Origin of the sequence: Gottfriedia acidiceleris, assembly GCF_036421055.1 — a bacterium.
Lineage (GTDB): Bacteria > Bacillota > Bacilli > Bacillales > Bacillaceae_G > Gottfriedia > Gottfriedia acidiceleris_C.
The window spans coordinates 325816-347588 of sequence record NZ_JAZGQS010000005.1; the positions used below are offsets into that span (position 1 = coordinate 325816).

Annotated in this window: 28 protein-coding genes and 2 pseudogenes; 9 read left to right on the plus strand and 21 right to left on the minus strand. The window is 30.7% G+C overall.

Annotated features, from left to right (window positions below; translation table 11 throughout):
• Window positions 1-2: 2 nt before the first annotated feature.
• Both pfkB and RAH41_RS10515 read right to left on the minus strand, forming a co-directional pair.
• Window positions 3-914, minus strand: coding sequence for a 1-phosphofructokinase (gene pfkB, locus RAH41_RS10510; RefSeq protein WP_331222378.1), 912 nt, complete (start codon window positions 912-914; stop codon window positions 3-5).
• Window positions 911-1666 (minus strand): DeoR/GlpR family DNA-binding transcription regulator, encoded by a 756-nt coding sequence (locus tag RAH41_RS10515; RefSeq protein WP_331222379.1) that lies wholly within the window; start codon window positions 1664-1666, stop codon window positions 911-913. The genes pfkB and RAH41_RS10515 overlap by 4 nt, the downstream gene beginning before the upstream one ends.
• A 296-nt stretch (window positions 1667-1962) precedes the next feature.
• Between RAH41_RS10515 and RAH41_RS10520 the strand changes: the two genes are divergently transcribed.
• Window positions 1963-2454, plus strand: coding sequence for a DinB family protein (locus tag RAH41_RS10520; protein WP_331222380.1), 492 nt, complete (start codon window positions 1963-1965; stop codon window positions 2452-2454).
• A gap of 320 nt (window positions 2455-2774) precedes the next feature.
• Here the strand turns inward: RAH41_RS10520 and RAH41_RS10525 are convergent, their stop codons facing one another.
• Entirely contained in the window at window positions 2775-3566 is a 792-nt protein-coding gene (locus RAH41_RS10525) for a DUF4931 domain-containing protein (RefSeq protein ID WP_331222382.1), read from the minus strand.
• 575 nt (window positions 3567-4141) lie between these two features.
• Here RAH41_RS10525 and RAH41_RS10530 point away from each other — a divergent pair.
• Window positions 4142-4294, plus strand: a complete 153-nt coding sequence (locus RAH41_RS10530) for a YpzG family protein (RefSeq protein WP_069032114.1) — start codon at window positions 4142-4144, stop codon at window positions 4292-4294.
• A 99-nt stretch (window positions 4295-4393) separates the two neighbouring features.
• On the opposite strand, the gene RAH41_RS10535 is transcribed toward RAH41_RS10530, so the two are convergent.
• The 5 genes from RAH41_RS10535 to RAH41_RS10555 form a co-directional block, all read right to left on the minus strand.
• On the minus strand, window positions 4394-4525 hold the full coding sequence (locus RAH41_RS10535) for a DUF4023 domain-containing protein (RefSeq protein WP_331222384.1): 132 nt from the start codon (window positions 4523-4525) through the stop codon (window positions 4394-4396).
• An 84-nt stretch (window positions 4526-4609) separates the two neighbouring features.
• Complete coding sequence (locus RAH41_RS10540) at window positions 4610-4933, minus strand: DUF2085 domain-containing protein (protein WP_331222385.1); 324 nt, start codon at window positions 4931-4933, stop codon at window positions 4610-4612.
• Between the two features lie 14 nt (window positions 4934-4947).
• Window positions 4948-5151, minus strand: coding sequence for a hypothetical protein (locus RAH41_RS10545; RefSeq protein WP_331222387.1), 204 nt, complete (start codon window positions 5149-5151; stop codon window positions 4948-4950).
• Between the two features lie 187 nt (window positions 5152-5338).
• Window positions 5339-5635 (minus strand): hypothetical protein, encoded by a 297-nt coding sequence (locus tag RAH41_RS10550; protein WP_331222388.1) that lies wholly within the window; start codon window positions 5633-5635, stop codon window positions 5339-5341.
• A 170-nt stretch (window positions 5636-5805) separates the two neighbouring features.
• The gene (locus RAH41_RS10555; RefSeq protein WP_331222390.1) at window positions 5806-6561 is read right to left on the minus strand and encodes a sporulation protein; all 756 of its coding nucleotides are present in this window, start codon (window positions 6559-6561) and stop codon (window positions 5806-5808) included.
• 201 nt (window positions 6562-6762) lie between these two features.
• Here RAH41_RS10555 and RAH41_RS10560 point away from each other — a divergent pair, with 201 nt between their 5' ends.
• Entirely contained in the window at window positions 6763-7203 is a 441-nt protein-coding gene (locus RAH41_RS10560) for a cupredoxin domain-containing protein (protein WP_331222392.1), read from the plus strand.
• 109 nt (window positions 7204-7312) lie between these two features.
• On the opposite strand, the gene RAH41_RS10565 is transcribed toward RAH41_RS10560, so the two are convergent.
• Entirely contained in the window at window positions 7313-7693 is a 381-nt protein-coding gene (locus tag RAH41_RS10565; protein WP_331222393.1) for a FixH family protein, read from the minus strand.
• 198 nt (window positions 7694-7891) lie between these two features.
• Here RAH41_RS10565 and RAH41_RS10570 point away from each other — a divergent pair, with 198 nt between their 5' ends.
• Entirely contained in the window at window positions 7892-8356 is a 465-nt protein-coding gene (locus RAH41_RS10570) for a hypothetical protein (RefSeq protein ID WP_331222394.1), read from the plus strand.
• 55 nt (window positions 8357-8411) lie between these two features.
• Here the strand turns inward: RAH41_RS10570 and RAH41_RS10575 are convergent, their stop codons facing one another.
• From RAH41_RS10575 to RAH41_RS10585, 3 genes are all read right to left on the minus strand, one after another.
• On the minus strand, window positions 8412-8564 hold the full coding sequence (locus RAH41_RS10575; RefSeq protein WP_331222395.1) for a hypothetical protein: 153 nt from the start codon (window positions 8562-8564) through the stop codon (window positions 8412-8414).
• 250 nt (window positions 8565-8814) lie between these two features.
• Window positions 8815-9666, minus strand: a complete 852-nt coding sequence (locus tag RAH41_RS10580; protein ID WP_331222397.1) for an alpha/beta hydrolase — start codon at window positions 9664-9666, stop codon at window positions 8815-8817.
• Window positions 9667-9781: 115 nt separating this feature from the next.
• A complete protein-coding gene (locus RAH41_RS10585) occupies window positions 9782-10246 on the minus strand; it encodes a GNAT family N-acetyltransferase (protein WP_331222399.1) in 465 nt (154 codons plus the stop codon).
• 212 nt (window positions 10247-10458) lie between these two features.
• Here RAH41_RS10585 and RAH41_RS10590 point away from each other — a divergent pair, with 212 nt between their 5' ends.
• Both RAH41_RS10590 and RAH41_RS10595 read left to right on the plus strand, forming a co-directional pair.
• Complete coding sequence (locus RAH41_RS10590; protein WP_331222401.1) at window positions 10459-11289, plus strand: 5'-nucleotidase, lipoprotein e(P4) family; 831 nt, start codon at window positions 10459-10461, stop codon at window positions 11287-11289.
• A gap of 470 nt (window positions 11290-11759) precedes the next feature.
• Window positions 11760-12407, plus strand: coding sequence for a 2OG-Fe(II) oxygenase (locus RAH41_RS10595; RefSeq protein WP_331222402.1), 648 nt, complete (start codon window positions 11760-11762; stop codon window positions 12405-12407).
• A 248-nt stretch (window positions 12408-12655) separates the two neighbouring features.
• Here RAH41_RS10595 and RAH41_RS10600 read toward each other — a convergent pair whose 3' ends face one another.
• Both RAH41_RS10600 and RAH41_RS10605 read right to left on the minus strand, forming a co-directional pair.
• Complete coding sequence (locus tag RAH41_RS10600; protein ID WP_331222403.1) at window positions 12656-13531, minus strand: proline iminopeptidase-family hydrolase; 876 nt, start codon at window positions 13529-13531, stop codon at window positions 12656-12658.
• A gap of 44 nt (window positions 13532-13575) precedes the next feature.
• Window positions 13576-13815 carry a hypothetical protein gene (locus RAH41_RS10605; RefSeq protein WP_331222405.1) on the minus strand — a complete coding sequence of 80 codons (240 nt, stop codon included), beginning with the start codon at window positions 13813-13815 and terminating at the stop codon, window positions 13576-13578.
• Between the two features lie 320 nt (window positions 13816-14135).
• On the opposite strand from RAH41_RS10605, the gene RAH41_RS10610 reads away from it, so the two are divergent.
• Complete coding sequence (locus tag RAH41_RS10610; protein ID WP_331222406.1) at window positions 14136-14996, plus strand: alpha/beta hydrolase; 861 nt, start codon at window positions 14136-14138, stop codon at window positions 14994-14996.
• A gap of 106 nt (window positions 14997-15102) precedes the next feature.
• On the opposite strand, the gene RAH41_RS10615 is transcribed toward RAH41_RS10610, so the two are convergent.
• The 5 genes and pseudogenes from RAH41_RS10615 to RAH41_RS10635 all read right to left on the minus strand — a co-directional run.
• A complete protein-coding gene (locus RAH41_RS10615; protein ID WP_331222408.1) occupies window positions 15103-15702 on the minus strand; it encodes a response regulator transcription factor in 600 nt (199 codons plus the stop codon).
• Entirely contained in the window at window positions 15699-16835 is a 1137-nt protein-coding gene (locus RAH41_RS10620; RefSeq protein ID WP_331222409.1) for a sensor histidine kinase, read from the minus strand. The genes RAH41_RS10615 and RAH41_RS10620 overlap by 4 nt, the downstream gene beginning before the upstream one ends.
• 104 nt (window positions 16836-16939) lie before the next feature.
• Window positions 16940-17965: a fatty acid desaturase gene (locus RAH41_RS10625; protein ID WP_331222410.1), complete on the minus strand. Its 1026-nt coding sequence runs from the start codon at window positions 17963-17965 to the stop codon at window positions 16940-16942.
• Between the two features lie 269 nt (window positions 17966-18234).
• Window positions 18235-18600, minus strand: coding sequence for a hypothetical protein (locus RAH41_RS10630; protein ID WP_331222413.1), 366 nt, complete (start codon window positions 18598-18600; stop codon window positions 18235-18237).
• A 216-nt stretch (window positions 18601-18816) separates the two neighbouring features.
• A pseudogene (locus tag RAH41_RS10635) lies at window positions 18817-19206 on the minus strand (response regulator transcription factor); the annotation flags it as partial.
• Between the two features lie 3 nt (window positions 19207-19209).
• Here RAH41_RS10635 and RAH41_RS10640 point away from each other — a divergent pair.
• Window positions 19210-19338: pseudogene (locus RAH41_RS10640) on the plus strand (sensor histidine kinase); the annotation flags it as partial.
• Window positions 19339-19350: 12 nt separating this feature from the next.
• On the opposite strand, the gene RAH41_RS10645 reads toward RAH41_RS10640, so the two are convergent.
• Together RAH41_RS10645 and RAH41_RS10650 are read right to left on the minus strand one after the other, a co-directional pair.
• Window positions 19351-19704, minus strand: a complete 354-nt coding sequence (locus RAH41_RS10645) for an ATP-binding protein (protein WP_331222415.1) — start codon at window positions 19702-19704, stop codon at window positions 19351-19353.
• Window positions 19705-19840: 136 nt separating this feature from the next.
• A complete protein-coding gene (locus RAH41_RS10650) occupies window positions 19841-20884 on the minus strand; it encodes a hypothetical protein (protein ID WP_331222417.1) in 1044 nt (347 codons plus the stop codon).
• Between the two features lie 449 nt (window positions 20885-21333).
• On the opposite strand from RAH41_RS10650, the gene RAH41_RS10655 reads away from it, so the two are divergent.
• Window positions 21334-21714, plus strand: coding sequence for a collagen-like protein (locus RAH41_RS10655; RefSeq protein ID WP_331222418.1), 381 nt, complete (start codon window positions 21334-21336; stop codon window positions 21712-21714).
• Window positions 21715-21773: the final 59 nt, after the last annotated feature.

Genomic DNA, 21773 nt, shown 5'->3' on the forward strand with positions numbered 1-21773 from the left:
CCCTAGCCTTTTTCAATCTTTACTTGATTAAGTAATTCTTCAATTTTTTCTCTTTTAGTTAAATCCTCTGAAAAAGCAGTAGCACTACCTGATGCTACACCTACTTTAAATGCAGTTTCAATATTATTAGTTTTTACATAAGTACCAACAAAACCTGCCACAAGTGAATCACCTGCACCGACTGAATTAATTACTTCTCCCTTTGGAACATTTGATACATAAACTTTAGACTCAGTAATAAGAATCGCTCCATCACCTGCAAACGATATTCCTACATTTTGAGCACCCATTTCAACTAACTTTTTACCGTAAGGGATTGCTTGTTCAATTGAAGTAATTTTGACATCAAATAGGTCACCTAATTCATGATGATTTGGCTTGATAAAGAATGGTCGATGTTTTACCACATCTAAAAGTACTTTTCCACTTGCATCTACTATGATATGAATCCCATTCTCTTGTCCCCACAATGTCAATTGTTCATATAAATCAGATGGTAATGTATTAGGGATATTACCAGCTAATACAACATAATCACCTTTTTTAATTTGTTTTAGTTTATAAAAAAATTGATCTAATTTTTCCTCAGAAATTGCAGGGCCTTGTCCGTTAATTTCCGTTTCTAATTGAGATTTTAATTTTATGTTAATTCTAGAATCACCTTCAACTTGAACAAAGTCAGTTGTAACTCTTTCATTTTCCAAGACATTTTTAATAAAATCTCCTGTAAATCCTCCGACGAAACCAAGTGCAATGCTTTCGACATCTAATCTTTTCAAAACCCTAGAAACATTAATTCCTTTACCACCAGGAAATTTATTTTCCCGTTTCATTCGATTAATTTTTCCTAATCCTATATCGTCTACTTCAACGATGTAATCAATTGAAGGATTTAGTGTTACTGTATAAATCATGATTTCACTACCTTTATCAAAGATGTTTTTTCCTCAAATTGTTTGGCTAGTACATCATCTATTTCATCTGTTAATATAATTGCTTCTTCAATGTCACCAATCTTCGCAAAACTTGTTTCGCCAAATTTACTGTAATCAGCTAGTATAAATACTTTCTCAGACATAGAGATTGCTGTTTTCTTTACAAACGCCTCTTCAGGATCTGGCGTAGTATAGCCAAACTGGGGATGGATACCGTTGGTCCCAATAAAACATTTATCAAACCGATAATTCTTTAGACTTTCAGAAGCCATACTACCAATCAACGCTTTTGTATGCCCTTTCATTTTTCCGCCTAAAAGATATGCGGACACTTCATTTTCGAAAAGAGCTTCAACATGCATTAATCCATTCGTTACGACTGTTACATTTAACCCCTTTAATAAAGGAATCATTTCAAATGTAGTGCTTCCGGCATCTAAATAGATACAATCACCTTCATTAATTTGAGTTACTGCAAGCCCAGCGATTAATTTTTTATTTTGAACGTTTTTGGATGTTTTTTCAGTCATGCTTAATTCAGTGGCTTTGCTATTGATCGAAGCTGCTCCACCATGAACTCTTTTTAAGAGATTAAGAGACTCAAGCTCAACTAAATCACGTCGTATTGTGGACTCAGAAGTATTTGTAGCCTCTACAATATCCCTTAATTTCACAATACCCATTCTTTTTATCATCTCTATAATGAATTGTTGTCTTTCCGGAGTTAACATAGAATTCATCCTTTCATAAAACAAAGTATAAGACACAAAAAATAAAAAATCAATCATTTTCTTTCAAAAACATTCAATAACAACCTAAAACATTCAAAAGTATTCAAAAACGTTCAAATTTGTAAAAATTTACAAGCTACATTAAACTAAAAATAAGTATTTAAATTTGTTTTTATATTATTTCTAACGATTACTCATAATATTTATCTAATTATGAAATACTCAAATTTTAGATTCATAGAGTCTAAAAAAGAATTTTGGTTTGCAATTATTAAAATAGAAATGGGGAATATTTGATGAAAGAGAATATCCAAATTCGTGAGGAACTTATGGAAGTTATTGACCATTTAACAGATGAACAGTTAAATAAGAAGGTAAATAATGAAAAATGGACCATTATGCAAGTTCTTGAACATTTATATTTAATGGAATCTAAATTAGTAAAGCTGATGACACGTAAATTTAATGAAGCACCTAGTGAAGTGATTCAAGATAAGCCAATTCACCTAGCAACTGATCGTACTAAAAAAATTACTTCTCCACCTCATTTTGAACCAACTGATCAATTCATTACTAAAAAAGAAATGACTGAGAAATTGAACCAATCTAGAAGATCACTACATGAATTTGTAGAACTAACGAAAGATCATAAATTAGAAGATAAAGGCATGCCACATCCGATTTTTGGACAAATCAATTTAAAACAATGGATTCCTTTTATAGGCATTCATGAAAAACGTCATATTGAGCAAATTAGAGAACTAAAAAACGAATTATTCATTAAATAAACATATTAATAAGAAACTTTGAATTAGATGATAGGCACTTCAAATTTTAAAATAATTTTCATCTTTCAATTTATTATGTCCAATTGTTTTTAAATAGATTGTTAATATTTCTTGGGGTTTTACTCAAACCTCTCTAGCCAATATAAAAAAGAGCTTACAACATGTAAGCTCTTTTTTTAGAGTGATGAAAGATAAAATGGTCAATATGAAAATGGACTTTATGGTAACATTTAATGTTGTGGTCAATATAACCCTGTAGTGGAAATATCCTACCACACAACTTATTTATCAGTGATAAAATTAATTGACAAAGATCTTCTTTATATTGAAGAAATTGCCTCTAATTCTTTTTGGTAAACACTAAGTATTTGATCTTTATGTACTTCTAACTGATTTGACACTTGAGAAATTGAATAACCGATAAATAAAGGAGATACAACAAACCTTGGAATAATTTTACAAATAATCTTCCCCTTCCAATTATAAAAGAATAAATTATAGCTATTAAGACCTTTATAAAAATGGTTAAGTAAATAATGTGTAACAGTTTGTAAGTAAACAGCCATTTGTGGGATAAATTTCCGATTATCAATTAGAATATTGAATTCTCTAAATCCCATAATGGGATGAGTAGAAATGTTTAATTCATAACCATTACCAGCCGAAATAGTTATCCCTTCGAAATACACATCCGTTACCTTTTTGTTATAATCAATGCTTTTTAAGCCAACAATTTGCATATGCGGATGACTTAATGTTCCCCCTGATAATGGGCCATGATTTTTATATAAAATAACAGATTTGTATTCTCCTGTCGATTCCATTTCATCCCATTTTTCAATCGCAAAGGTTAATAATTTTGTCAAATGTGTTATCGAATATTTCGAAGGATCTCCTTCACAATCATCACTTTCAATAATAACAGTTTGAAAAGTTTCTTCTAATGTTGGGAATTTATTTTTCAAATAAATGATCGATCCTGATGTATCGATAATATCCGTTAAGTTTTCACGATCACAAAATGGACATTTAACTTCTTTATTTTTAATACTATCAGGTTTTTTAACACCTATATCCATTTTAAATTGTAAGACCTCATTTTGAATATCCATCCCGGTTTCCCCTTTGAAAAAAGTATATTAACAATGTCTTTAAATTAAGAACGCCTTTAATTCTTTCCCTCTTTTTAAATTTTTAATTCCAATTTTTTCGGTTATCATATGAATAAATTTAGTGATATGTATTCCATCTATCCATTTACATAATATAAAACGATGCAATTGATTTTCAATTAAAACGCTCAAAAAACATTTCATTCTTTCTAGATTTAACAATCTGCATAAATGGAATTCTATTTTCAACTAATAATTCTGTGAATTTTATTTGTTCTTCAATTACTCCATCAGAAGCTCACTAAAAAATTCATTAATCTAAAGCGGCGTAAACTTAAATTTAGCTTTAAGAGTTCAATAAAATGTTTAATTCTTTCAAAATAAATTTAATCGATTGAATTCTGGTAAAATCTGTAAGAGTGATATAATCTATTCATTTCATTAACAAATAAAATAAACATGAATCTAATTTAGTGACTTAAAATAGTATCTTTTTCAACTAATTTTCAAATACTAAAAACGATATTCAGTTGAATATCAAAGATATCCTAAATTATCTTAGAGGTGAATCAAACATGACATTAAAAAATCATTTAGATCCTCATTCTCAGAAATTTTACCACAATTGGACTAGACCTAAACATGCTAAATCACAAGTCAATGGACATACTATGGAGTCTCAGAACACGATCATTTTAAGAAGCAACGCTAAGGCACATAGATGGTAAAAAAGGATAATTAAGGAGCGGGAAGACATTTAGTTGTCTTCCTTTCTTTTATCAAATAAAAACTAGCCATGACAATTGCCACGGCTAGTAAAACATTCATTATTTGTTTGTTCCATGTTGTTTAGTAGGCAATTTTTCGTTTGGTGTTCCATTACCTTGATGTTCTCTATTTTTTTGGTCTTTTCTTTGTTTTTCATGTAATTTTTCGACAAATTCATGTGTATCTTCCATTTTTTTAATCCTCCTTAGTAAAGAATCTAAATGTTACTTTAACCAATCAGGTAGGAAAAAATTCATATTTTCGTGATATAGAAGTTACATAAGAAATTTTATCAAAAATAATACAGCCCTTACAATCAAGATTGTTTGAGCAATTCCAAATAAGAGTCCTGTTATGAAACGTAAGAGATTATTACTTTCTCTCCATTTCCATTTCTGTGTATATCCATCAATTAATAATGGAGTCATTAAAATAGGTATGTACCACCAGTATATAAAAGAGGAGAACATAAATAGAAATGGCAGAAACAAATACCCCAAAAGTATGGCAGTACATCTTGCACAAAGTGGAAAAGTATAAGAGCCTATATGAAATGACCTTTCTTGCTTACGATGACATGGAAACCAATTTAAATTCAAAATTAATCCCCCTATTAGTTTGGACAATCTGGGCTACAATCACAATCAGGTGCACAATCCGGTTTGCAATCAGGCATGTGATGATGACAATCAGGGATGTCACAATCAGGGATATAACCAAAATCACCACAATCACACCAATCGAATCGCCTATTCCGTCTTCTCCGCTCATAGTAAATAATCATTATAATTCCAAAAACGATACTTGCACTAATCACTATTAGTCCTTTAACTAAAAAACCCTTTATAATTAAGACAATTCCTAAAATAAGAAGTATAAAAAAACCACTGATTAAGAAAAAGACCAAATTTACCACTCTTTCTTAAAAATAATGAAAGACTAACCTGATGTTAGTCTTGTTCTGAGTAACAAACTTACTAATTAGATCTTGACTATAAAACTTTCTATTTTGAACGTTGGACCGCAGCACCAATTAAAATAAAAATGGCTGATAAAATATGCATAATCATACCTAATATTGGAATCCATGCAAGAAAAGATGTAACGATCCCAAAAATATTTCCACTAGCAGAAACACCAGCCTTTTTGGCTAGCACGAGTGTAATAATGTGGAGGATTAAAGCTATAAATAATGGTGAATAACCAAAACCAATAACGATCGAACCACCTAAAAAAGGTATCCCGAGTAATGCTTCAAACCCACCCGAAATCCATTTCATATTTTTTACGTTAGATCTCATAAAAACTCCTTTACAACATAAATATGTTAATTTCTAATAAGTACCATTGTATTCTATAAATTCTTATACGGATAGCTTTTATGATAAATTCATTAAAATTCAGTCTAAAGAATGAAATTTTTTGGTAAACATAAAAAAACAAGAGACAAATACTGTCCCTCACTTTTTAATTAGTTATATTGTTGTAAAAATGCCTTTACCGATTTTGCAATTGATTGTACATCTTTAAGTTGCTCATTTTTAAAGCTAAGAGATGTTTTCTTTTCATCTAATCCGAATGACTCCTGTAGTAAACCTGTTAAACCACGATAAGAACCAGCTTTATCTACTGCTACCATCATAAACAGTCCATCTTTATTTGGTTCGATCATACATTCTATTTCATCAAATCGCCATTCTCTTTTAGAGTTTGGAACAAACTCCCACTCTTGATAGAATCGACCATTTTGAGCTTCCACCTCGACCTGACGTAAACGGAAACCCAAAATTTTAAATGCTTCTACAAAGTTTGCTAATTCTTCATGTGCATGAACCATTAAGAAATCAGTATCTGTAGGGTCTATACTTAAATCGATGTCTAAATCAGTCTCAATCCAAACTTGGCCATGTCTAATAGTAATCGGTGTGTAAAATGGCAATTGGAACGAAAAGGGAATTATTTTTTGTTCATTCGCTTCAATTTTCATTTTTCCGGATACACGTTCTTCATGTAATTGGATTTTAACGTTTACCTCATCGTCTCCACTTTTCTTTTTAGCATAAGACTTTAATTTAAGCCCAATATGATTAATTTCTTGTGCAACTGAACCACCTTTAATTTCAACTACACCTTCAACAATTTTTCCTGGATATAAATCTCGAGTATGAATAATTGTATCTACTGAAGCTGCTCCAATTCCTAGTCTAGCTAGTACTTTTTTAAACATCAGATCCCCTCCAAAAAAATTACTACATTTCCATTATATAGTAGATTACCAGACTTGAATAATCCAAAATTAGTAATTATTCCCTTTTATACAGTATGAAAAAAAGAAATAATGATGTAATTTATGAAAATTGAATTAGTAGACAAGTTATTAATTGGATATGCATATTTTATAATATGAGATTAATTTTGGAGGTGTCTTATGCACTTTATATTTATTAAGAAAAAATGGTTTTTAATTTGCTTTCTCCTTATCGTGTTTGGATTAAGTGGTTGGTATTACTTAACCCCAAATTCAGTTCAGACTGCAGTAGAGCAGCAGCACGTAAAAACAATAGACATCGATATGATTACAGCCGAATTCAGTACAAAGCTAGATGATGGCACGGAAATTGAAGCTTATAGATGGGACCCAGGTACGATCGTAATCGAAAAAAACCAAAAAGTAAAATTAAAGATTCATGGAATAAACGGAAAAGAACATAGTTTCCATATCGAAGGAACAAATATTACGGGTGTAGTTGTCAAAGGTAAAACGACTGAAGTACCTTTATTCTTTAAAAAAGAAGGTACATACCGATTAATTTGTGATACTCACTCTCATGACGGAGCACCAATGATTGGTTATATTGTTGTAGATTAATTATTTATTTTAAGCAGGTAAACCAATCTGGCTTAAATGGACAACCAATTATATCTCAAAAAAAGATAGTAAAAATCGTCTAGTTTACAAAATTTACTATCTTTTTTATTCATTTTATTGATACTTTACGCTCATTTTTACCCTTTTTTAAAGTAATTTGTTTACTCCAAGTACCTTCCATTGGCAGTTCCAAGCTCACTTCATATAAACCCGTATTAATTTTCTTCATACTCGCTTGAACGTGATGATTCATACTTTTCATTTCCATTTTAAAATGAATCGAATCTACATCTACTTCTTTTCCATTTGAATCTACTAAATTTACTTGATACACATGTGTATGGTTTGTATTTGTTAATTTTTTTTCGTAAATTGATAATTGAATATGGTCTAAAAAAGGGTTCGATTTAACTTCAACCTTTTTTCCACAACCAGAACAAACTAGTAAAATACATAACATAGTTATGAATATGTAAAAGAATTTCTTCATGAACATCACTCCTTTTCGGATAAAATCCTCACAATTACTTTACTTAAAAAGGTAAATTAAGTTTGTAATAAAAATGTGAAAGCACAAGTAAAAATAAAATTATTCTTATCTCATACATACAATTAAGCTTTTTCAACATATAATTGAACGTTATAACTCGAACAACTAAAGATCCTACATAGGGAGGAGTTTAACTTAATGTTCTTAGAATGGGCTAGTATTGTATTAACTGTTCTACTTTCATCATATGTCATCATAATCACAAATAGAAAAAAAGAAAAACTTTCTTGTACAGCTGGAAAAATGATCAGTATGACGAATTCAATGATGACAAGTGTCACCTTGGGTACAATCTTTGGTATTTTTTTTCGGAATACAGATTTAACAATTCCTACTATTATGTCAATGATTGTAGGCGTTTTTATAGGATACTTAACGGGTAAACCGTTATCATTAATGTCTGTACTTGAAGGTATAACTGCGGGAATTATGGGTGGAATGATGGGAGCAATGCTTGGCATTATGCTACAAGAAACTTATTTAAACATTTTAATCTATTTTATAGACGTTGTTTTTGTATTAGTTACAATCCTATTAATTAAAGTGATTGATCAAGAAGTTAGCAAATTCAATAAAAATGAAAAATCTTTCCAATCAATATAATCATTATAATAGCCTACCTAATTTAAATTAGGTAGGCCTCCTCCGGTTTAGTAATTTATTCCTTAACTTGTTTTTCTTCTCTTCGTTCAAATAATATCCCTGCGATTAAAGCAAGTAAAACATTTGTAATTAACAATGGACTAAAATTAGAACCACAAACTAATGATAAGAAAAACGCAATAATAACGAATAGAACTGGCAAATTCATTTTATATTCTCCTTAAATGAAAAGTAAAAAATTTTAAGCATATTTAAAACTATTTTATATTAAAAATGAGTTTACCATGAATTTGGATTTTTTTAATAATTCTAAAAAAAAAACGATTCATTTGAATCGTTTTGGAATCAGGATTAGGTTCCTCGATTGTTTATTTAATAAATTTACTTTATTACATAATTTAGTACTCAATACCCTATATCCGAATTGTTTACACACTTGACAACTCCATAATACGGATTTAGACAAGTGTTTTTGTAGTAAATTGTTTAACTTCCTTTAAAAATAGATCCTTTTCTTCTAAAAATGGATAATGATTACTTTCATTTAAAATGACTAATTTTGAATTTTTAATTTCTTGAGCCATTTCTTCTGAATATTCAATTGGACATTGTACATCATGTTTGCCACAAATGATTAAAGTTGGGCAGCTTATGATTGCTAACTTTTTTGTTACATCGTAAATTTGATATTCCCTATTAAAATAATTTAGTCGAATTGCTGACATTTTTTTAGAGATTGGTAAATTAAAATAGTCATGATATCGTTCAGGCTTATGTAAAGATAGTTTTGTCCGCTCAATTGATAGAGCTACTCTTTCTTCATTAGACAATTCGTTACTTTTTAGTTTTTCAATTAATTTTTGCATAATCTTAAATTGCGGATGAGCCCGATTATAAATACAGTTTGTTGAAAATGTTGCATAGTCTCTTGCAGCAGCCCCAACAATAATATTATGATTTAAAGAATTAGAAAAATAGATTCCATAAATAATTCCAAGCATGCCACCAGTAGAATGTCCAGCAAAATCCCAGGATGAATAACCTAACGTTTTCCTAATTTCTTCTAAATCAAAAATTGTTTCTAACATACTTAATTCATAAGGAAAATGCGCTTTTTCGGAATTACCTGTTTCTCTTAAATTTATTAAAAATACTTTAAATAATTTAGTAAATGAATTTGCAAAATAATCTCCAGTATCATTAAACTCAGAGTAATTATGTGTTACACATAAAGGCTCTCCTTCACCTTTACAAAATACTTCAAATGTACCTCGTTTCGTTTCAATGAGTCTCCGTTCCCATTTCTCCATAGCGTAAAAACCTCTATTTTTTTGACATACCCTACTATTTCATGAAAATTGGTACTAATTCCTTTTATTTAAGAAATTGTTCACATATTATTCAAAATTAATAAATAAAATTCAGTTATCTCTTAACAATGTAATACCAAACTGCTTCATCTCCAAAGTAGTCACCCGTCGGTTTAAATCCAGATTTCTTATATAAATTCATAGCTAAATTATTATCTTTATGAACTGTTAAGCGAATTTCATTGCATTGCTGAAATTTATTCACAATCCATTTTATCATTTCGGAAAATGCTAATTTACCATAACCTTTACCCTGAAACTGTTTATCAATTAAAAACCCATTTATCCAATAACTATTTGTTGTATGTTCTTCATAAGCATGCATAATGAATCCGACCATTTTCTGATCGTCATAAATTGCAAATGGAATATATTCCACATTTTCGCCATCTGGTTTTATATATACTTTTGCAATAGATACAGCAACCGAAGGAACAAAATTCAATTGTTTTGTATCTACTTCAAGTTTTAAAGCTTCTTCCCAATTTTCTCTTGTTACGATTTCTAAATGAATAGTCATCGAGAGCCTCCCTTATTCTAAATATATATCCCTTATATCATATCACTTTCTTTGTATGATTCAGAAATTTCTGATATTACGGTAAATGAAATTTCTAATTCTAGGCGAATATTTTCTAGTTTTTAGGTAATAACAACCTTGAAAGGCAATTTTTCATATTTACTACCTAATTTTTATTTAGCTAGTACATTTAATAAATATGAAAGGAACTTATGATGAAAAAAATTGTTATTATTCTCTCTATCTTATTTGCATTTGCATTTGGTTCATTGGCTGGCATTGGTTTTAGTAAAGCTGAATTTGCAAGAAGCACACAAGAACATAATGTTATGTCTACTAATTGGTTTCAATCCTCTGCTGAAAACAAGGCTTTGCAAATTCAAATTTATAATCAGGCAAAAGAAGAACTTGCTGAAACAATGGTTAAAAAGAAGGCAAGTGATAAATTAAATAAAAAAGCGAAACCAGCCGCAGTTGTTTTAGACATTGATGAAACAATCCTTGATAATTCCCCTGATACTGCTTGGTCCATTAAAAATAATACTTCTTACCCACAAGGCTGGGATGAATGGATCCATATGGCAAAAGCTGATTTAATTCCAGGTGCAAAAGATTTCTTGTATGCAGCAAAAAAAATGAATGTAGATGTTTTTTATCTTACAAATCGTCCTGAAAAAACACGGGATGACACAATAAAAAATTTAAATTTACATGGTCTACCGAATGTTGATTCAAAACATTTATTTTTAAAAACAGATACAGCTCAAAAAGGACCGAGACAAGCAGAGATTGCAAAAACACATGAAATTGTTATGTTAGTAGGCGATAATTCAAACGATTTATCAGATATTTTTTATAAAGCGGATTTGAAAACTCGAAAAGAGAATGTCGATAAAATAGCAAAGGAACTAGGTATAAAGTATATCCAATTACCAAATCCCATGTATGGAGACTGGGAAGATGCAATCTATCATTATAAAATGTCAAAAACTGCAGATGAAAAAGCAGTCGATCGATATAAGGCTTTACAACCTATGAAATAAATAGCTTAAAAAGGTTAGATGAGTTAGTTTTATCTCATCTAACCTTTTTTCTTTATCAAACATAACATAAGATTGGATAATTACTATCTTGATATGATTAAATTTTATCTTTCTAGTTTTATTTAACTCAAACCACTCCCCCTTATTATCAATCCAATTAGTTTTCAACACATAAATTCGACAAAACCCCAGAATTCCCACCAATTTAATACTCTAAAATTTAATTTTCTAAATTTTCTTTAAACACGGTCTGATAGGCTTTGAATTAAGCAGGAAAATGACAATACAATGAGGAATTTATTCTTAAAACAAGTTTTTTTGTCAATGTGTATAGTAGCCTTGATTCAACAATCCTAATTCCAGTTTTTACTTTTTTACAAAAATGATTTTACGAAATATGTTTAAAAGAAATGATCTCACCACTTTATCCTAGGACTTGCATTAATAAAATATACAAGGAGATGTGACAAATGTTAAAAGTAGAACATTTAAAGGAAACCGAACAAACCATTTTTGATCATACTGGGCCGATTATCCAAACAATTGATCGTGAGATTGAGATTCTCACTCGGAAAGAAGAACCATTAGTTGTCTTACTTGATAATGTTTTAAGTGATGAAGAATGTGACGAGTTAATCAACCATGCAAAGTTACGAATGAAACGGTCAAAAGTTGGATTAACTCATGAGGAAAATGAGATGCGAACAAGTAGTGGTATGTTTTTTGAGGAAAGCGAAACGGAACTAATCAAACGAATCGAAAAACGAATTGAAACGATTATGAATATTCCAATCGAACATGCTGAACCATTACAAGTTCTTCATTACGAGCCTGGACAACAGTATAAACCACATTTTGATTACTTTTCCAATCATCGTACAAATAATAATAGGATTAGTACACTCATTTTTTATCTAAATGATGTGGAAGAAGGCGGAGAAACGATTTTTCCTACACTTAATTATTCTGTTGCCGCCAAAAAAGGCACTGCTTTATACTTTGAATATTTTTATCAGGATGAAGCAATCAATAAACTAACGATTCATGCAGGTAGCCCTGTTATTAGTGGAGAAAAATGGGTTGCGACTCAGTGGATGAGGCGACAACGTATTCGCTAGTATAAAAAATTAAAAGATTATTTAATCGAATATGTGCATCTTTAGGACTAAATATTTCAGATAATTCTAATAATATTTAGTCCTATTTTATGTTTGGTGTTCTAAATCAATTTTTTTCTTTTTTTCTTTCCCAATTAATACCTCTAATAGTTACTAAAAATTCCCCCTTTTCCACCTACTCGTAAACACTCCATAACTAAAAAAATCTACCAAAAAAAACGCAAGGTATCAACCTTACGTTTTACAATCTAATTGTTTTCAACTTCCTTCAAAAAGCTTTCCACCACTTGTATATATTCTTCTGGCTCTTCTATGTACGGCATATGTGCACTTTGCTCAAATACGTGGAATTTTCCATTAGGCGTTAGCTCGCTGAAATATTCTGTTGATTTCGGTGTTGCTTCATCGTATCTACCGCAAGTATACATTGTAGGGATTTGGATGTCTTTTAATTTTAAAGTGCAGTCAAAATCCTTCAAGTTTCCAGTTACGTGAAACTCGGATGGACCCCACATTATATTGTACACTTCTGGATTTCTGTAGTGTTTTCCTTTTTTAAGGAATTCTGGATATGGGTCTAATCTACAAACAAAATGTTTGTTAAATACAGCGTTGGCATTTTTGTATTCCTCTGAATCTGTTGATCCATTTTCTTCGCACTTTTTTAATGTTTCTTGTACATCAAGCCCGAGTAATTTTCGATTTCGATCTTGATCCTCAGCCCATAATGGAGCGCTTAAACAAGGACTTGAAAAGATAATACTTTTCACTCCAATTGGTTTCGATAAATAATAAGCTGCTGCTAGTGTTGTGCCCCATGAATGACCGAGTATATGAAACTCATCAAGCGAAAGAGCTTCTCGGATTTGCGCTAATTCTTCTACGAATCTATCAATATTCCATAAAGAAGTATCTGTTGGACGGTCAGACTTTCCACAACCTAATTGATCATAAAAAATAACAGGCCTATCTTCTGCTAATACATGTAGACCTTGCATGGAATAATGCGATGATCCAGGCCCTCCATGTAAAACAACAACAGGGATTTTAGATGAATTTTTATTATGAAACTGATACCATACCTTCCCGCCTGTTACTTCTATAAAACCTTCAATCACATTCATTTAATTCTCTCCTTTTCATTCAAAACAGTAGATTAATAAGATAATTAAATATTGTTTTTTTTGATGATGTAAGCAAATGCTAATGGAATCATTGGAAGAAATACAACCAACTTAAAACAACTCTCTCCCCCACTAAAATATAGTGATGGTAATATGAATACAACTCCACTAACTACTAATGATTTCCAGGATTTTTTCCATAGACCGAAAACTAAAAGAATGAATCCAGTACTAATTAACAACCAAAAAATTAAACCTACCCAATAGAATCCAGCATATTCCATTAATTCACACCCTAGTCAGTTTTATGTATTACAGGAAATTATATTTAAAGATCATTCCTATAAAAAATAAACGAATAGGCATTATTTCATATCTATACTTGAATTTCTACATTTATCTGAATTTTACCACATTTTTATTCTAAATAGAAAAAACATTATGTCTTTACAAGTTAATCCACACCTAAACAGTTACATACCCTGTTTGTAATAAAGTAATTATTTTAGTTATTTTTACTTAGACACTCTTATTCTAAGAAATTGAAGATAGTCATGAATTAATATGAAATGAAATAATATAGGAGAGAATGGGGGCGATTAAATTGGCATATGTAGAACTTGATTCTCATACAAAGCTCTATTATGAAGATCACGGAGAAGGTCAAACAGTTGTTTTTGTTCATGGCGTTATGATGAGTAGTAAGTTTTTTCATAAACAAGTACCATATTTTAGTAAAAATTATCGCGTCATTACTTTAGACTTACGAGCACATGGGAAGTCTTCAAAAGTTCAATATGGGCATACAGTAGCTCAGTACGCTCGTGATTTAAAATGCTTTATCGAAAAACTAGAGTTAAAGGATATTATTTTAGTAGGTTGGTCAATGGGAGCTTTTGTTTTATGGGATTATGTTAATCAATTTGGGACTAAAAATATTAAGGCGCTTACTGTTGTTGATCAATCAGCTTCCGATTATATATGGCCAGATTGGGAGTTTGGAGCATTTGATTTTACGATTTTAAAAAATGTCATGCAGTCTATCCAAGAAGATCAGAACAAATTTAATAGCGATTTTATATATGGTATGTATATGGATCAACCTGACCCAAAAGAACATAAATGGATCTTAAAAGAAATGAATAAATTACCTCCAGCGGTTGCAAGTACAATCGTATTTAATCAAACTGCTGTTGATTATCGGGATACTCTTTGTAATGTTGATATTCCAACATTAATTTGTTTTGGAAGTCATGGTTTTTTCCCATTAGCCGCTGGTGAGTTTATTCAAAAAAAGATAAAAGGTTCAAAATTTGTTCCTTTTTATAATAGTAGCCATCTTTTATTTTTAGAAGAAACAGATAAGTTCAATCAGGAGCTAGACCAATTTTTTAAAGAAGTACAAAAATCTGGAAAAGGAAAAACAAAATCTAGAAAAAAAGAAAAAAGAAAAGCAGGAAACTAAATAATGAACTCAGAATGCAGGATTTAGGCCTTAAAGGATTGAAAAATTTTGTTTTCAATTCTTGTCCTACCTGCTTTTCTTGTTTTCATTCGTCCTGCCATTTTCATCATTTAAACCAACCTTTTTCTTTTGATTGTTTTATAGCTTCAATTCTATTTTTAACTTCTAATTTGTCCAAAATCATAGAAATATAATTTCTAACTGTTCCTGTTTTTAGACTCAATTCATCCGCAATTTCTTGTGTGTTCTTACCATCTGCTACTAGTTCTAAAACTTCTTTTTCTCGATCAGTTAACGGATTTTCTTCAGCATATACATCATCCATAAGTTCCGGAGCATAGATTCTCTTCCCGGCAATAATGCTTCTAATTGAACTTGCTAACTCCTCACTTGGACTATCCTTTAGTAAATAGCCCTTTACACCTGCTTTTAATGCTCTTTGAAAATAACCAGATCTAGCAAAAGTAGTTAATATAATCACTTTACAATCGAAAGGTATTAATTCTTCTGCAGCCTCAAGTCCAGTTTTACTAGGCATTTCTATATCCATTATACAAATGTCAGGTTGTAATTGCTTGACTAGTTTAACTGCTTCTTCACCGTTTGATGCTTGACCAACTACTTCCATATCATCTTCTAGATTAAGTAAAGAACCAAGAGCACCTAATAGCATTCGTTGGTCTTCAGCAATTACGATCCTAATCATATTAGTTCCTCCACTTCAATTTGTTTTACATCGATTGGAACTTTCATAATTAAAGTCATTCCGTTTTCACAGTTTACCTCTAATGTTCCATTGACAAATTCGAGTCGTTCCTTCATTCCAATTAACCCATAACCAGTTGTAAACTTTTCCGTTTTACAACCAATCCCATTATCTATTACGGAAAAAATTATTTCATTTTTCATTTGTTTAATTGATATTTTACATAAAGTGGCCTTACTATGTTTTACAACATTTGTTACAGCTTCTTTTAAACACATACTGACAATATTTTCTGTCAGTAAGGAAACATTTGAAAGTTGAAAGTTTTCATTACATTCAATAGCTATTTCAGCAGCGTGTAAAATTTGCTTGATCCTTATTAGTTCATCTTTTATTCGAATCCCTCTCATTTGAGAAACGATTTTTCGAACCTCATTCAAAGCTGTTCTAGCCGTTTGTTGTACATCCTTTAATTCATTTTGAGCTAAATCTGGATCCTTTGTAATTAACTTTCTAGCTAAGTCACTTTTTAAGCCAATCAGTGAAAGTTTTTGACCTAACGTATCATGTAAATCACGAGCAATTCTTTGACGTTCTTCTAGTTTTACAAGATCTGATATTCGTTTATTAGCATCTACTAATTTTTCTTCCAATTGACCTCTTTCATTTCGACTGTATAGACTAAATGGTAATAAAATAACACTAATCCAAGTAATGATAATAAATGGAAGCTGCCTAATAATTAATTCTTCTTGAAGGATAATCGTGACGTTAATTGATATTGTAGTGATTACTAAATGAAGGATATATAAAGTTAAAAATGTAGCTCGATTTTTTCTTTTACCAATCATATATGCTATAAAAAATGCAAAATATACATAGCTAAAAAGTATATTCATTGAAGTGGAAATGATGATTAAGATTGATGACCATAGAAAAATTGACCATCCTTTTGATATGTATGCCAATCGATAGATTATAAAAAATGATATTGTTAGTAAAATTCCTATAATAATTCTTAAAGTGGAGTGAGCAGAAAGAAAAATAAAATAAAATGGCGAAATTCCTAAAACTGTCCAAATATATGGTGAGATTCCAGTACTTTTTAGGAAAACTAAATATCTTTTAAACATAAATTTACCTCATTATTCAAACGTTTTGTGACCTACTTTAACAATCTTATCATATATAAGCAAAGTTAATCTTTATAAAAATATAAAAAAAATACATCAAAAGTTCAGACAGTGTCTGAACTTTCGTGATTTACTTTATAGATTGATTTTATATCTTTAAATCCTACAAATTGCTTTGTTTCTTCATCCCATAATCTAAATTTTAAAGATGTTAAACTTGTTTTTAGTGTAATCGTAGGTACATTTTGTAATGGAAGCGTATTATTATGAACAGACTCTAAATTATAATTCGGTACTCTTGGACTTAAATGATGAACATGGTGGTATCCAATATTACCTGTAATCCATTGCAATAATTTTGGAAGTTTATAAAAAGAACTTCCTTCAACGGCTGCTTTTACATATTCCCAATTCGCATCTTCTTCAAAATAAGTGTCTTCAAATTGGTGCTGTACATAGAAAAGCCAAATTCCTAATACTGCCGAAATGAAAAAGATCGGACCTTCCACTAATAAATAATTTTCCCAACCTATTGTATAGCAAAATAACGCTGAAACCCCAACAATTAAAATATTAGTTAAATAGGTGTTTAGTCTTTCTTTTATTTTTGCATTTTTCGTATTGAATCGATTTGAAATTAATACGATATAAATTGGTCCTAAACCAAACATGATTAATGGATTACGGTATAGACGATATTGTATTTTTGTCCAGATTGGTGCAGCAACATACTCTTCAACAGTTAAAACCCACATATCTCCAATTCCGCGCTTATCTAAGTTCCCACTTGTCGCATGGTGGATTGAATGACTATGCTTCCACTGGCTGAAAGGAAATAAAGTAACTACGCCTGTAATTGTACCAAGAACTTTATTCGCTGTTTTATTCTTAAAAAATGATTGATGACAACAATCATGGAAGATGATAAATATCCTTATTAAGAATAGTGCAGCAACGATATCAATAAAGATTGTTAATACTACTGAAATAGACATACTTTTATAAGCAAGATACCACAAAAAGATAAATGGAATAAAAGTATTAATCATTTGCCAAATACTAGCTTTTAAATTTGATTTTTCATAAGGGATAATTTGCTTTCGTAAATTCTTTTGATTTTCTTTTGACATTTAGAAGTTCCTTCCTAATGTTGTAACTTTTCATTATTATATAATCCTAATTATATAAGTTAATTTTCCCATTGGTAGTAGCAGGCGTCATATGAAAAAGATGACAAATGTCATATTAATTTAAACGCTTACTTTCAAACTTGATATTATAAAAACACATTAATTAGAATGTTTCATTTTTTTGTAAATATGATATTTTTTTCATAAAAAAAAGTAATACTCGAATAGTATTACTTTCTAACTGATTAGCACGCCCTATCAAGCAATTTTTATAGAGCTGCCACTTTTTTATTCTTTTTTATTTTTCCAAAAGGTTTAATATACGTAATGAATGTCATGAATGCTAAACAACTTAAGTTAAATATTCCAGTTATCATAATCGAAAGCCAGGTTGACTCAAATTTATTTTGATTAAGTGCGCTCAACCCTAATCCTTCAGCGGTTTTTACTAAATACGCAAACCAATCATTCATCAAAAAGATACCAATCAGAATAATTAAGACAGTTAGAACAAGTTTTATAACAACCCAATAATACTTTACTAACCCCCACTGCGTCCAGACAGAAAGTAAAATTCCTGTTACTAAAGTTGCGAGAGCAGGATATTTTAGTAAATTTTCATCAATGATATGCATACTTGATAATGTTTCTTAAATCATTCTTAAATCATTTCTGTCAGTTTTTGTATGACGACCTGATAAATTTATATCCCACTGTCTTAACATGAATATATTTGTCTTTATTTTGGTGAAGTATTGAATTAAATGTTTCTTCTCTTTGAAAACAATTAAGCAAAGAAAAATGAGCAATCCTATAAGTCAGCTTACTACCTCATAGGATCGCCCTTAACTTTAATCTTTAAACCGATATCCCGCTCCCCATATCGTTTCAATATAATTCGGGTTGGACGGATCAACTTCAATTTTTTCTCTTATTTTTCGGATGTATACAGTTACAGTTGAAATATCTCCAACCGTTTCAAACCCCCAAATTCGATCAAATAATAATTCTTTACTAAATACTTTATTTGGATTTGAAGCAAGAAAGGTAAGTAAGTTAAACTCCTTCGTTGTGAATATATTTTCTTCTCCATTTACAAGAACTTTTCTAGAATCTTTTTGAATTGTAAGTCCCCTTACTTGAAGTTCTTCTTCATTCATTTGACCTTTACTTGCTAATCGTTGATACCTTGAAAGATGAGCTTTCACTCTGGCTATTAATTCACTTGGACTAAATGGTTTTACGGGCTGGCTATTGCAAAAAGAATCATAGAAGAGCACGGTGGAGAGGTGTGGGCAGAAAGTCAAATTGGTGAATATACAAACATTTTTCTTTCATTAAATAAGAAATCAATAGTAAAGGTGACAAGATGAAAAAGGTTTTAATTATTGAAGATGATCAAAGTATCGCATTATTACAAAGAGATTTAGTCCCGTTCCACCTGTTGATAGATTCCTGGATTGATCAGCTCGGTAAGAACGATCAAAAATAAACGGAAGCGCCTCATTAGAAATCCCCTTACCGTTATCATGAAATTTTATCGTTATTTTTTCTTTGTCATCTATTAATTTTATAGTAATTCGTTTATCATCTTTATCCATGTATTTCAAACTATTTTGAATGATATTTGTCATTACACGTTTAAATTGTTCCCGGTCTATTCGTACAATACTATTTTCTCGAACCACATTTTCACTATATGTAATATTTACATTTAACGGTTCTAAATCAAATTTCAATTCTTCGATACGATCAACTAAATAATCAATTCTTAAATTTTATACTACCATTCGCCAGAAAACTATGTCTAAGTAAAATAAAAAAAGAGTGTGACACACGCATTAGCATCACACTGTTCATTGATGTTTTATATTTCTACAGGCTTCCAATAAAATTCATTTTATCTACTTCCATCGAATCATAAGCACCATCGATTAGTTTTCGAACATCTTGTAAAGTATTTTGCAAATTAACAGATGCCCCTTTTGTACCTGTGAACTCTTCTGCTACGAAAAATGGTTGAGTTAAATAGGCTTCTAATAATTCACCACGTTTATATGTTAATTTTTCATTGTCTGGTAATGAATCAATTCCATGAATTGCTACTAATGATCGTAACTCACGATATCTACGTAGTAATTTCTGAGCTGCTTTTTGTACTTGATTATGGGTATGGTCTGGTTGATTATCTTCTAAAAGTGTAGATGTTGAATGAATAGGATTAATTGCAGGGTATTTATGTCTGAACGCTAAGTCTGCATCAAACTGCCATAATGTTTCTAATGGTCCGTAAGGGAATTCTTCGTCCACCGCTTCTCCTTTTAAATCAACTAAAAAAGTAGTTACATCTTCAATGCCGATATCTGCTAATTTTTGTTGGAGACGGTTTATATCACCAGTAATCACGTTTGAACGATCTGCTGCAAAAGCAAACTCTACGTTTTTTCCCGCTTTTGCAATCGCTTCATATACTTCATCAATAGAATAGCATACTAAGTTTACATCAGCTAAAATATCATCTATTTCTGGATGTTCACCTTCTGGTTTTAATAAAATCGTAAAATATGAAGCATTCTTTAATTTATATAACATTTCTGCTAATACAACTAATTGACCCATGCCAGGTCTTGCAACCAAACCAACTGTACCACCTTTGACTAATGGAGCAAATAAATCAAGTGTCTTAATTCCCGTTTCAATCATCTCAATCTTCTCCCCTCTAATGATCAGTTCATCCAATGTACATTCTGCTAAAGCGGCTAATGCGACTAGTGTTCTTACTTCTGAGCGACCAATTGGAATTTTTCCAGTACATAAGTTTGAAACAGTTGCTGGTCTAAGTCCAACAGATTTCGCAGAAGTAGTCAAATTCGGTACTCTACGACGTAATAATGAGACATTCAAGCGTAAATTTTCCATTTTTCTCCTCCTTTAAGTTTAATTTATTCGAATTTACAGAATTTAGCAAGTGTTTTTACTTTAAAAAGTAATTTCTTTACTCTTCAAAGTAAAAAAATAGGTATTTTTCACTAAATTCACATTACTTTTCGGAAACCGGTTTATTTTTAATCATTCAGATAAGTAGTATTTACTTTCTTCTTTGAACATCAAAAAAAGAAAAGTGGATTAGTATTCTCTTTGATGATTTCTTAATAAATTTGTTGAATTTTAATTGAATTGCTCTATTATCACTCTATATTAATGTTTTTTCAAAAGAGATATTATCATGCTCAAGAATACCTATAAAAATGATTTTCTTCTATATTACAAACATCTATAGCTACTATGGATATTTAACTATCAGCCCAAACAAAAAGCATTAATTTTTCATACTTTAATAAGGATTAAACTAAAAAGGAGTTGATAAAATGAACTTTTTCCCTCAATATCGGACATTTCCAGGGTTTCCAGGACAACCGGGCGGATTCCCAGGGCAACCAGGTGGATTTCCAGGAATTCCGGGACAACCGGGTGGTGGAGGACATGGCGGGTCTCAAGGTCAACCGACTGCACCACCTCCTTCATTCACTCCAACAATGTCTCAAGCTACAACTTTCGCAATAGACCCTGGTGCAATTGCTGGTTGTCGGTTTAGAAATACTTATGTTTGGTTGAATAATGGAGAACAATTTTGGTACTTTCCAACCTTCGTGGGTAGACATTCAGTTGCAGGCTGGAGATGGATTGGCTGGAGATGGGTTTTCTTTGGAATTGATACAAGACGTATTAGATCGTTTACGTGCTTCTAAAAACTATCGCTATATTAGCAAAAAGCCTTGTGATTAAAAATCACAAGGCTTTTTTACGA

What these genes read in the sequence shown, in the direction of transcription:
- pfkB (WP_331222378.1), bottom strand. Translation starts at nt 914, where the DNA reads ATGATTTATACAGTAACACTAAATCCTTCAATTGATTACATCGTTGAA.
- RAH41_RS10515 (WP_331222379.1), bottom strand. Translation starts at nt 1,666, where the DNA reads ATGTTAACTCCGGAAAGACAACAATTCATTATAGAGATGATAAAAAGA.
- RAH41_RS10520 (WP_331222380.1), top strand. Translation starts at nt 1,963, where the DNA reads ATGAAAGAGAATATCCAAATTCGTGAGGAACTTATGGAAGTTATTGAC.
- RAH41_RS10525 (WP_331222382.1), bottom strand. Translation starts at nt 3,566, where the DNA reads ATGGATATTCAAAATGAGGTCTTACAATTTAAAATGGATATAGGTGTT.
- RAH41_RS10530 (WP_069032114.1), top strand. Translation starts at nt 4,142, where the DNA reads ATGACATTAAAAAATCATTTAGATCCTCATTCTCAGAAATTTTACCAC.
- RAH41_RS10535 (WP_331222384.1), bottom strand. Translation starts at nt 4,525, where the DNA reads ATGGAAGATACACATGAATTTGTCGAAAAATTACATGAAAAACAAAGA.
- RAH41_RS10550 (WP_331222388.1), bottom strand. Translation starts at nt 5,635, where the DNA reads ATGAGATCTAACGTAAAAAATATGAAATGGATTTCGGGTGGGTTTGAA.
- RAH41_RS10555 (WP_331222390.1), bottom strand. Translation starts at nt 6,561, where the DNA reads ATGTTTAAAAAAGTACTAGCTAGACTAGGAATTGGAGCAGCTTCAGTA.
- RAH41_RS10560 (WP_331222392.1), top strand. Translation starts at nt 6,763, where the DNA reads ATGCACTTTATATTTATTAAGAAAAAATGGTTTTTAATTTGCTTTCTC.
- RAH41_RS10565 (WP_331222393.1), bottom strand. Translation starts at nt 7,693, where the DNA reads ATGAAGAAATTCTTTTACATATTCATAACTATGTTATGTATTTTACTA.
- RAH41_RS10570 (WP_331222394.1), top strand. Translation starts at nt 7,892, where the DNA reads ATGTTCTTAGAATGGGCTAGTATTGTATTAACTGTTCTACTTTCATCA.
- RAH41_RS10575 (WP_331222395.1), bottom strand. Translation starts at nt 8,564, where the DNA reads ATGAATTTGCCAGTTCTATTCGTTATTATTGCGTTTTTCTTATCATTA.
- RAH41_RS10580 (WP_331222397.1), bottom strand. Translation starts at nt 9,666, where the DNA reads ATGGAGAAATGGGAACGGAGACTCATTGAAACGAAACGAGGTACATTT.
- RAH41_RS10585 (WP_331222399.1), bottom strand. Translation starts at nt 10,246, where the DNA reads ATGACTATTCATTTAGAAATCGTAACAAGAGAAAATTGGGAAGAAGCT.
- RAH41_RS10590 (WP_331222401.1), top strand. Translation starts at nt 10,459, where the DNA reads ATGATGAAAAAAATTGTTATTATTCTCTCTATCTTATTTGCATTTGCA.
- RAH41_RS10595 (WP_331222402.1), top strand. Translation starts at nt 11,760, where the DNA reads ATGTTAAAAGTAGAACATTTAAAGGAAACCGAACAAACCATTTTTGAT.
- RAH41_RS10600 (WP_331222403.1), bottom strand. Translation starts at nt 13,531, where the DNA reads ATGAATGTGATTGAAGGTTTTATAGAAGTAACAGGCGGGAAGGTATGG.
- RAH41_RS10605 (WP_331222405.1), bottom strand. Translation starts at nt 13,815, where the DNA reads ATGGAATATGCTGGATTCTATTGGGTAGGTTTAATTTTTTGGTTGTTA.
- RAH41_RS10615 (WP_331222408.1), bottom strand. Translation starts at nt 15,702, where the DNA reads ATGATTAGGATCGTAATTGCTGAAGACCAACGAATGCTATTAGGTGCT.
- RAH41_RS10620 (WP_331222409.1), bottom strand. Translation starts at nt 16,835, where the DNA reads ATGTTTAAAAGATATTTAGTTTTCCTAAAAAGTACTGGAATCTCACCA.
- RAH41_RS10625 (WP_331222410.1), bottom strand. Translation starts at nt 17,965, where the DNA reads ATGTCAAAAGAAAATCAAAAGAATTTACGAAAGCAAATTATCCCTTAT.
- RAH41_RS10630 (WP_331222413.1), bottom strand. Translation starts at nt 18,600, where the DNA reads ATGCATATCATTGATGAAAATTTACTAAAATATCCTGCTCTCGCAACT.
- RAH41_RS10650 (WP_331222417.1), bottom strand. Translation starts at nt 20,884, where the DNA reads ATGGAAAATTTACGCTTGAATGTCTCATTATTACGTCGTAGAGTACCG.
- RAH41_RS10655 (WP_331222418.1), top strand. Translation starts at nt 21,334, where the DNA reads ATGAACTTTTTCCCTCAATATCGGACATTTCCAGGGTTTCCAGGACAA.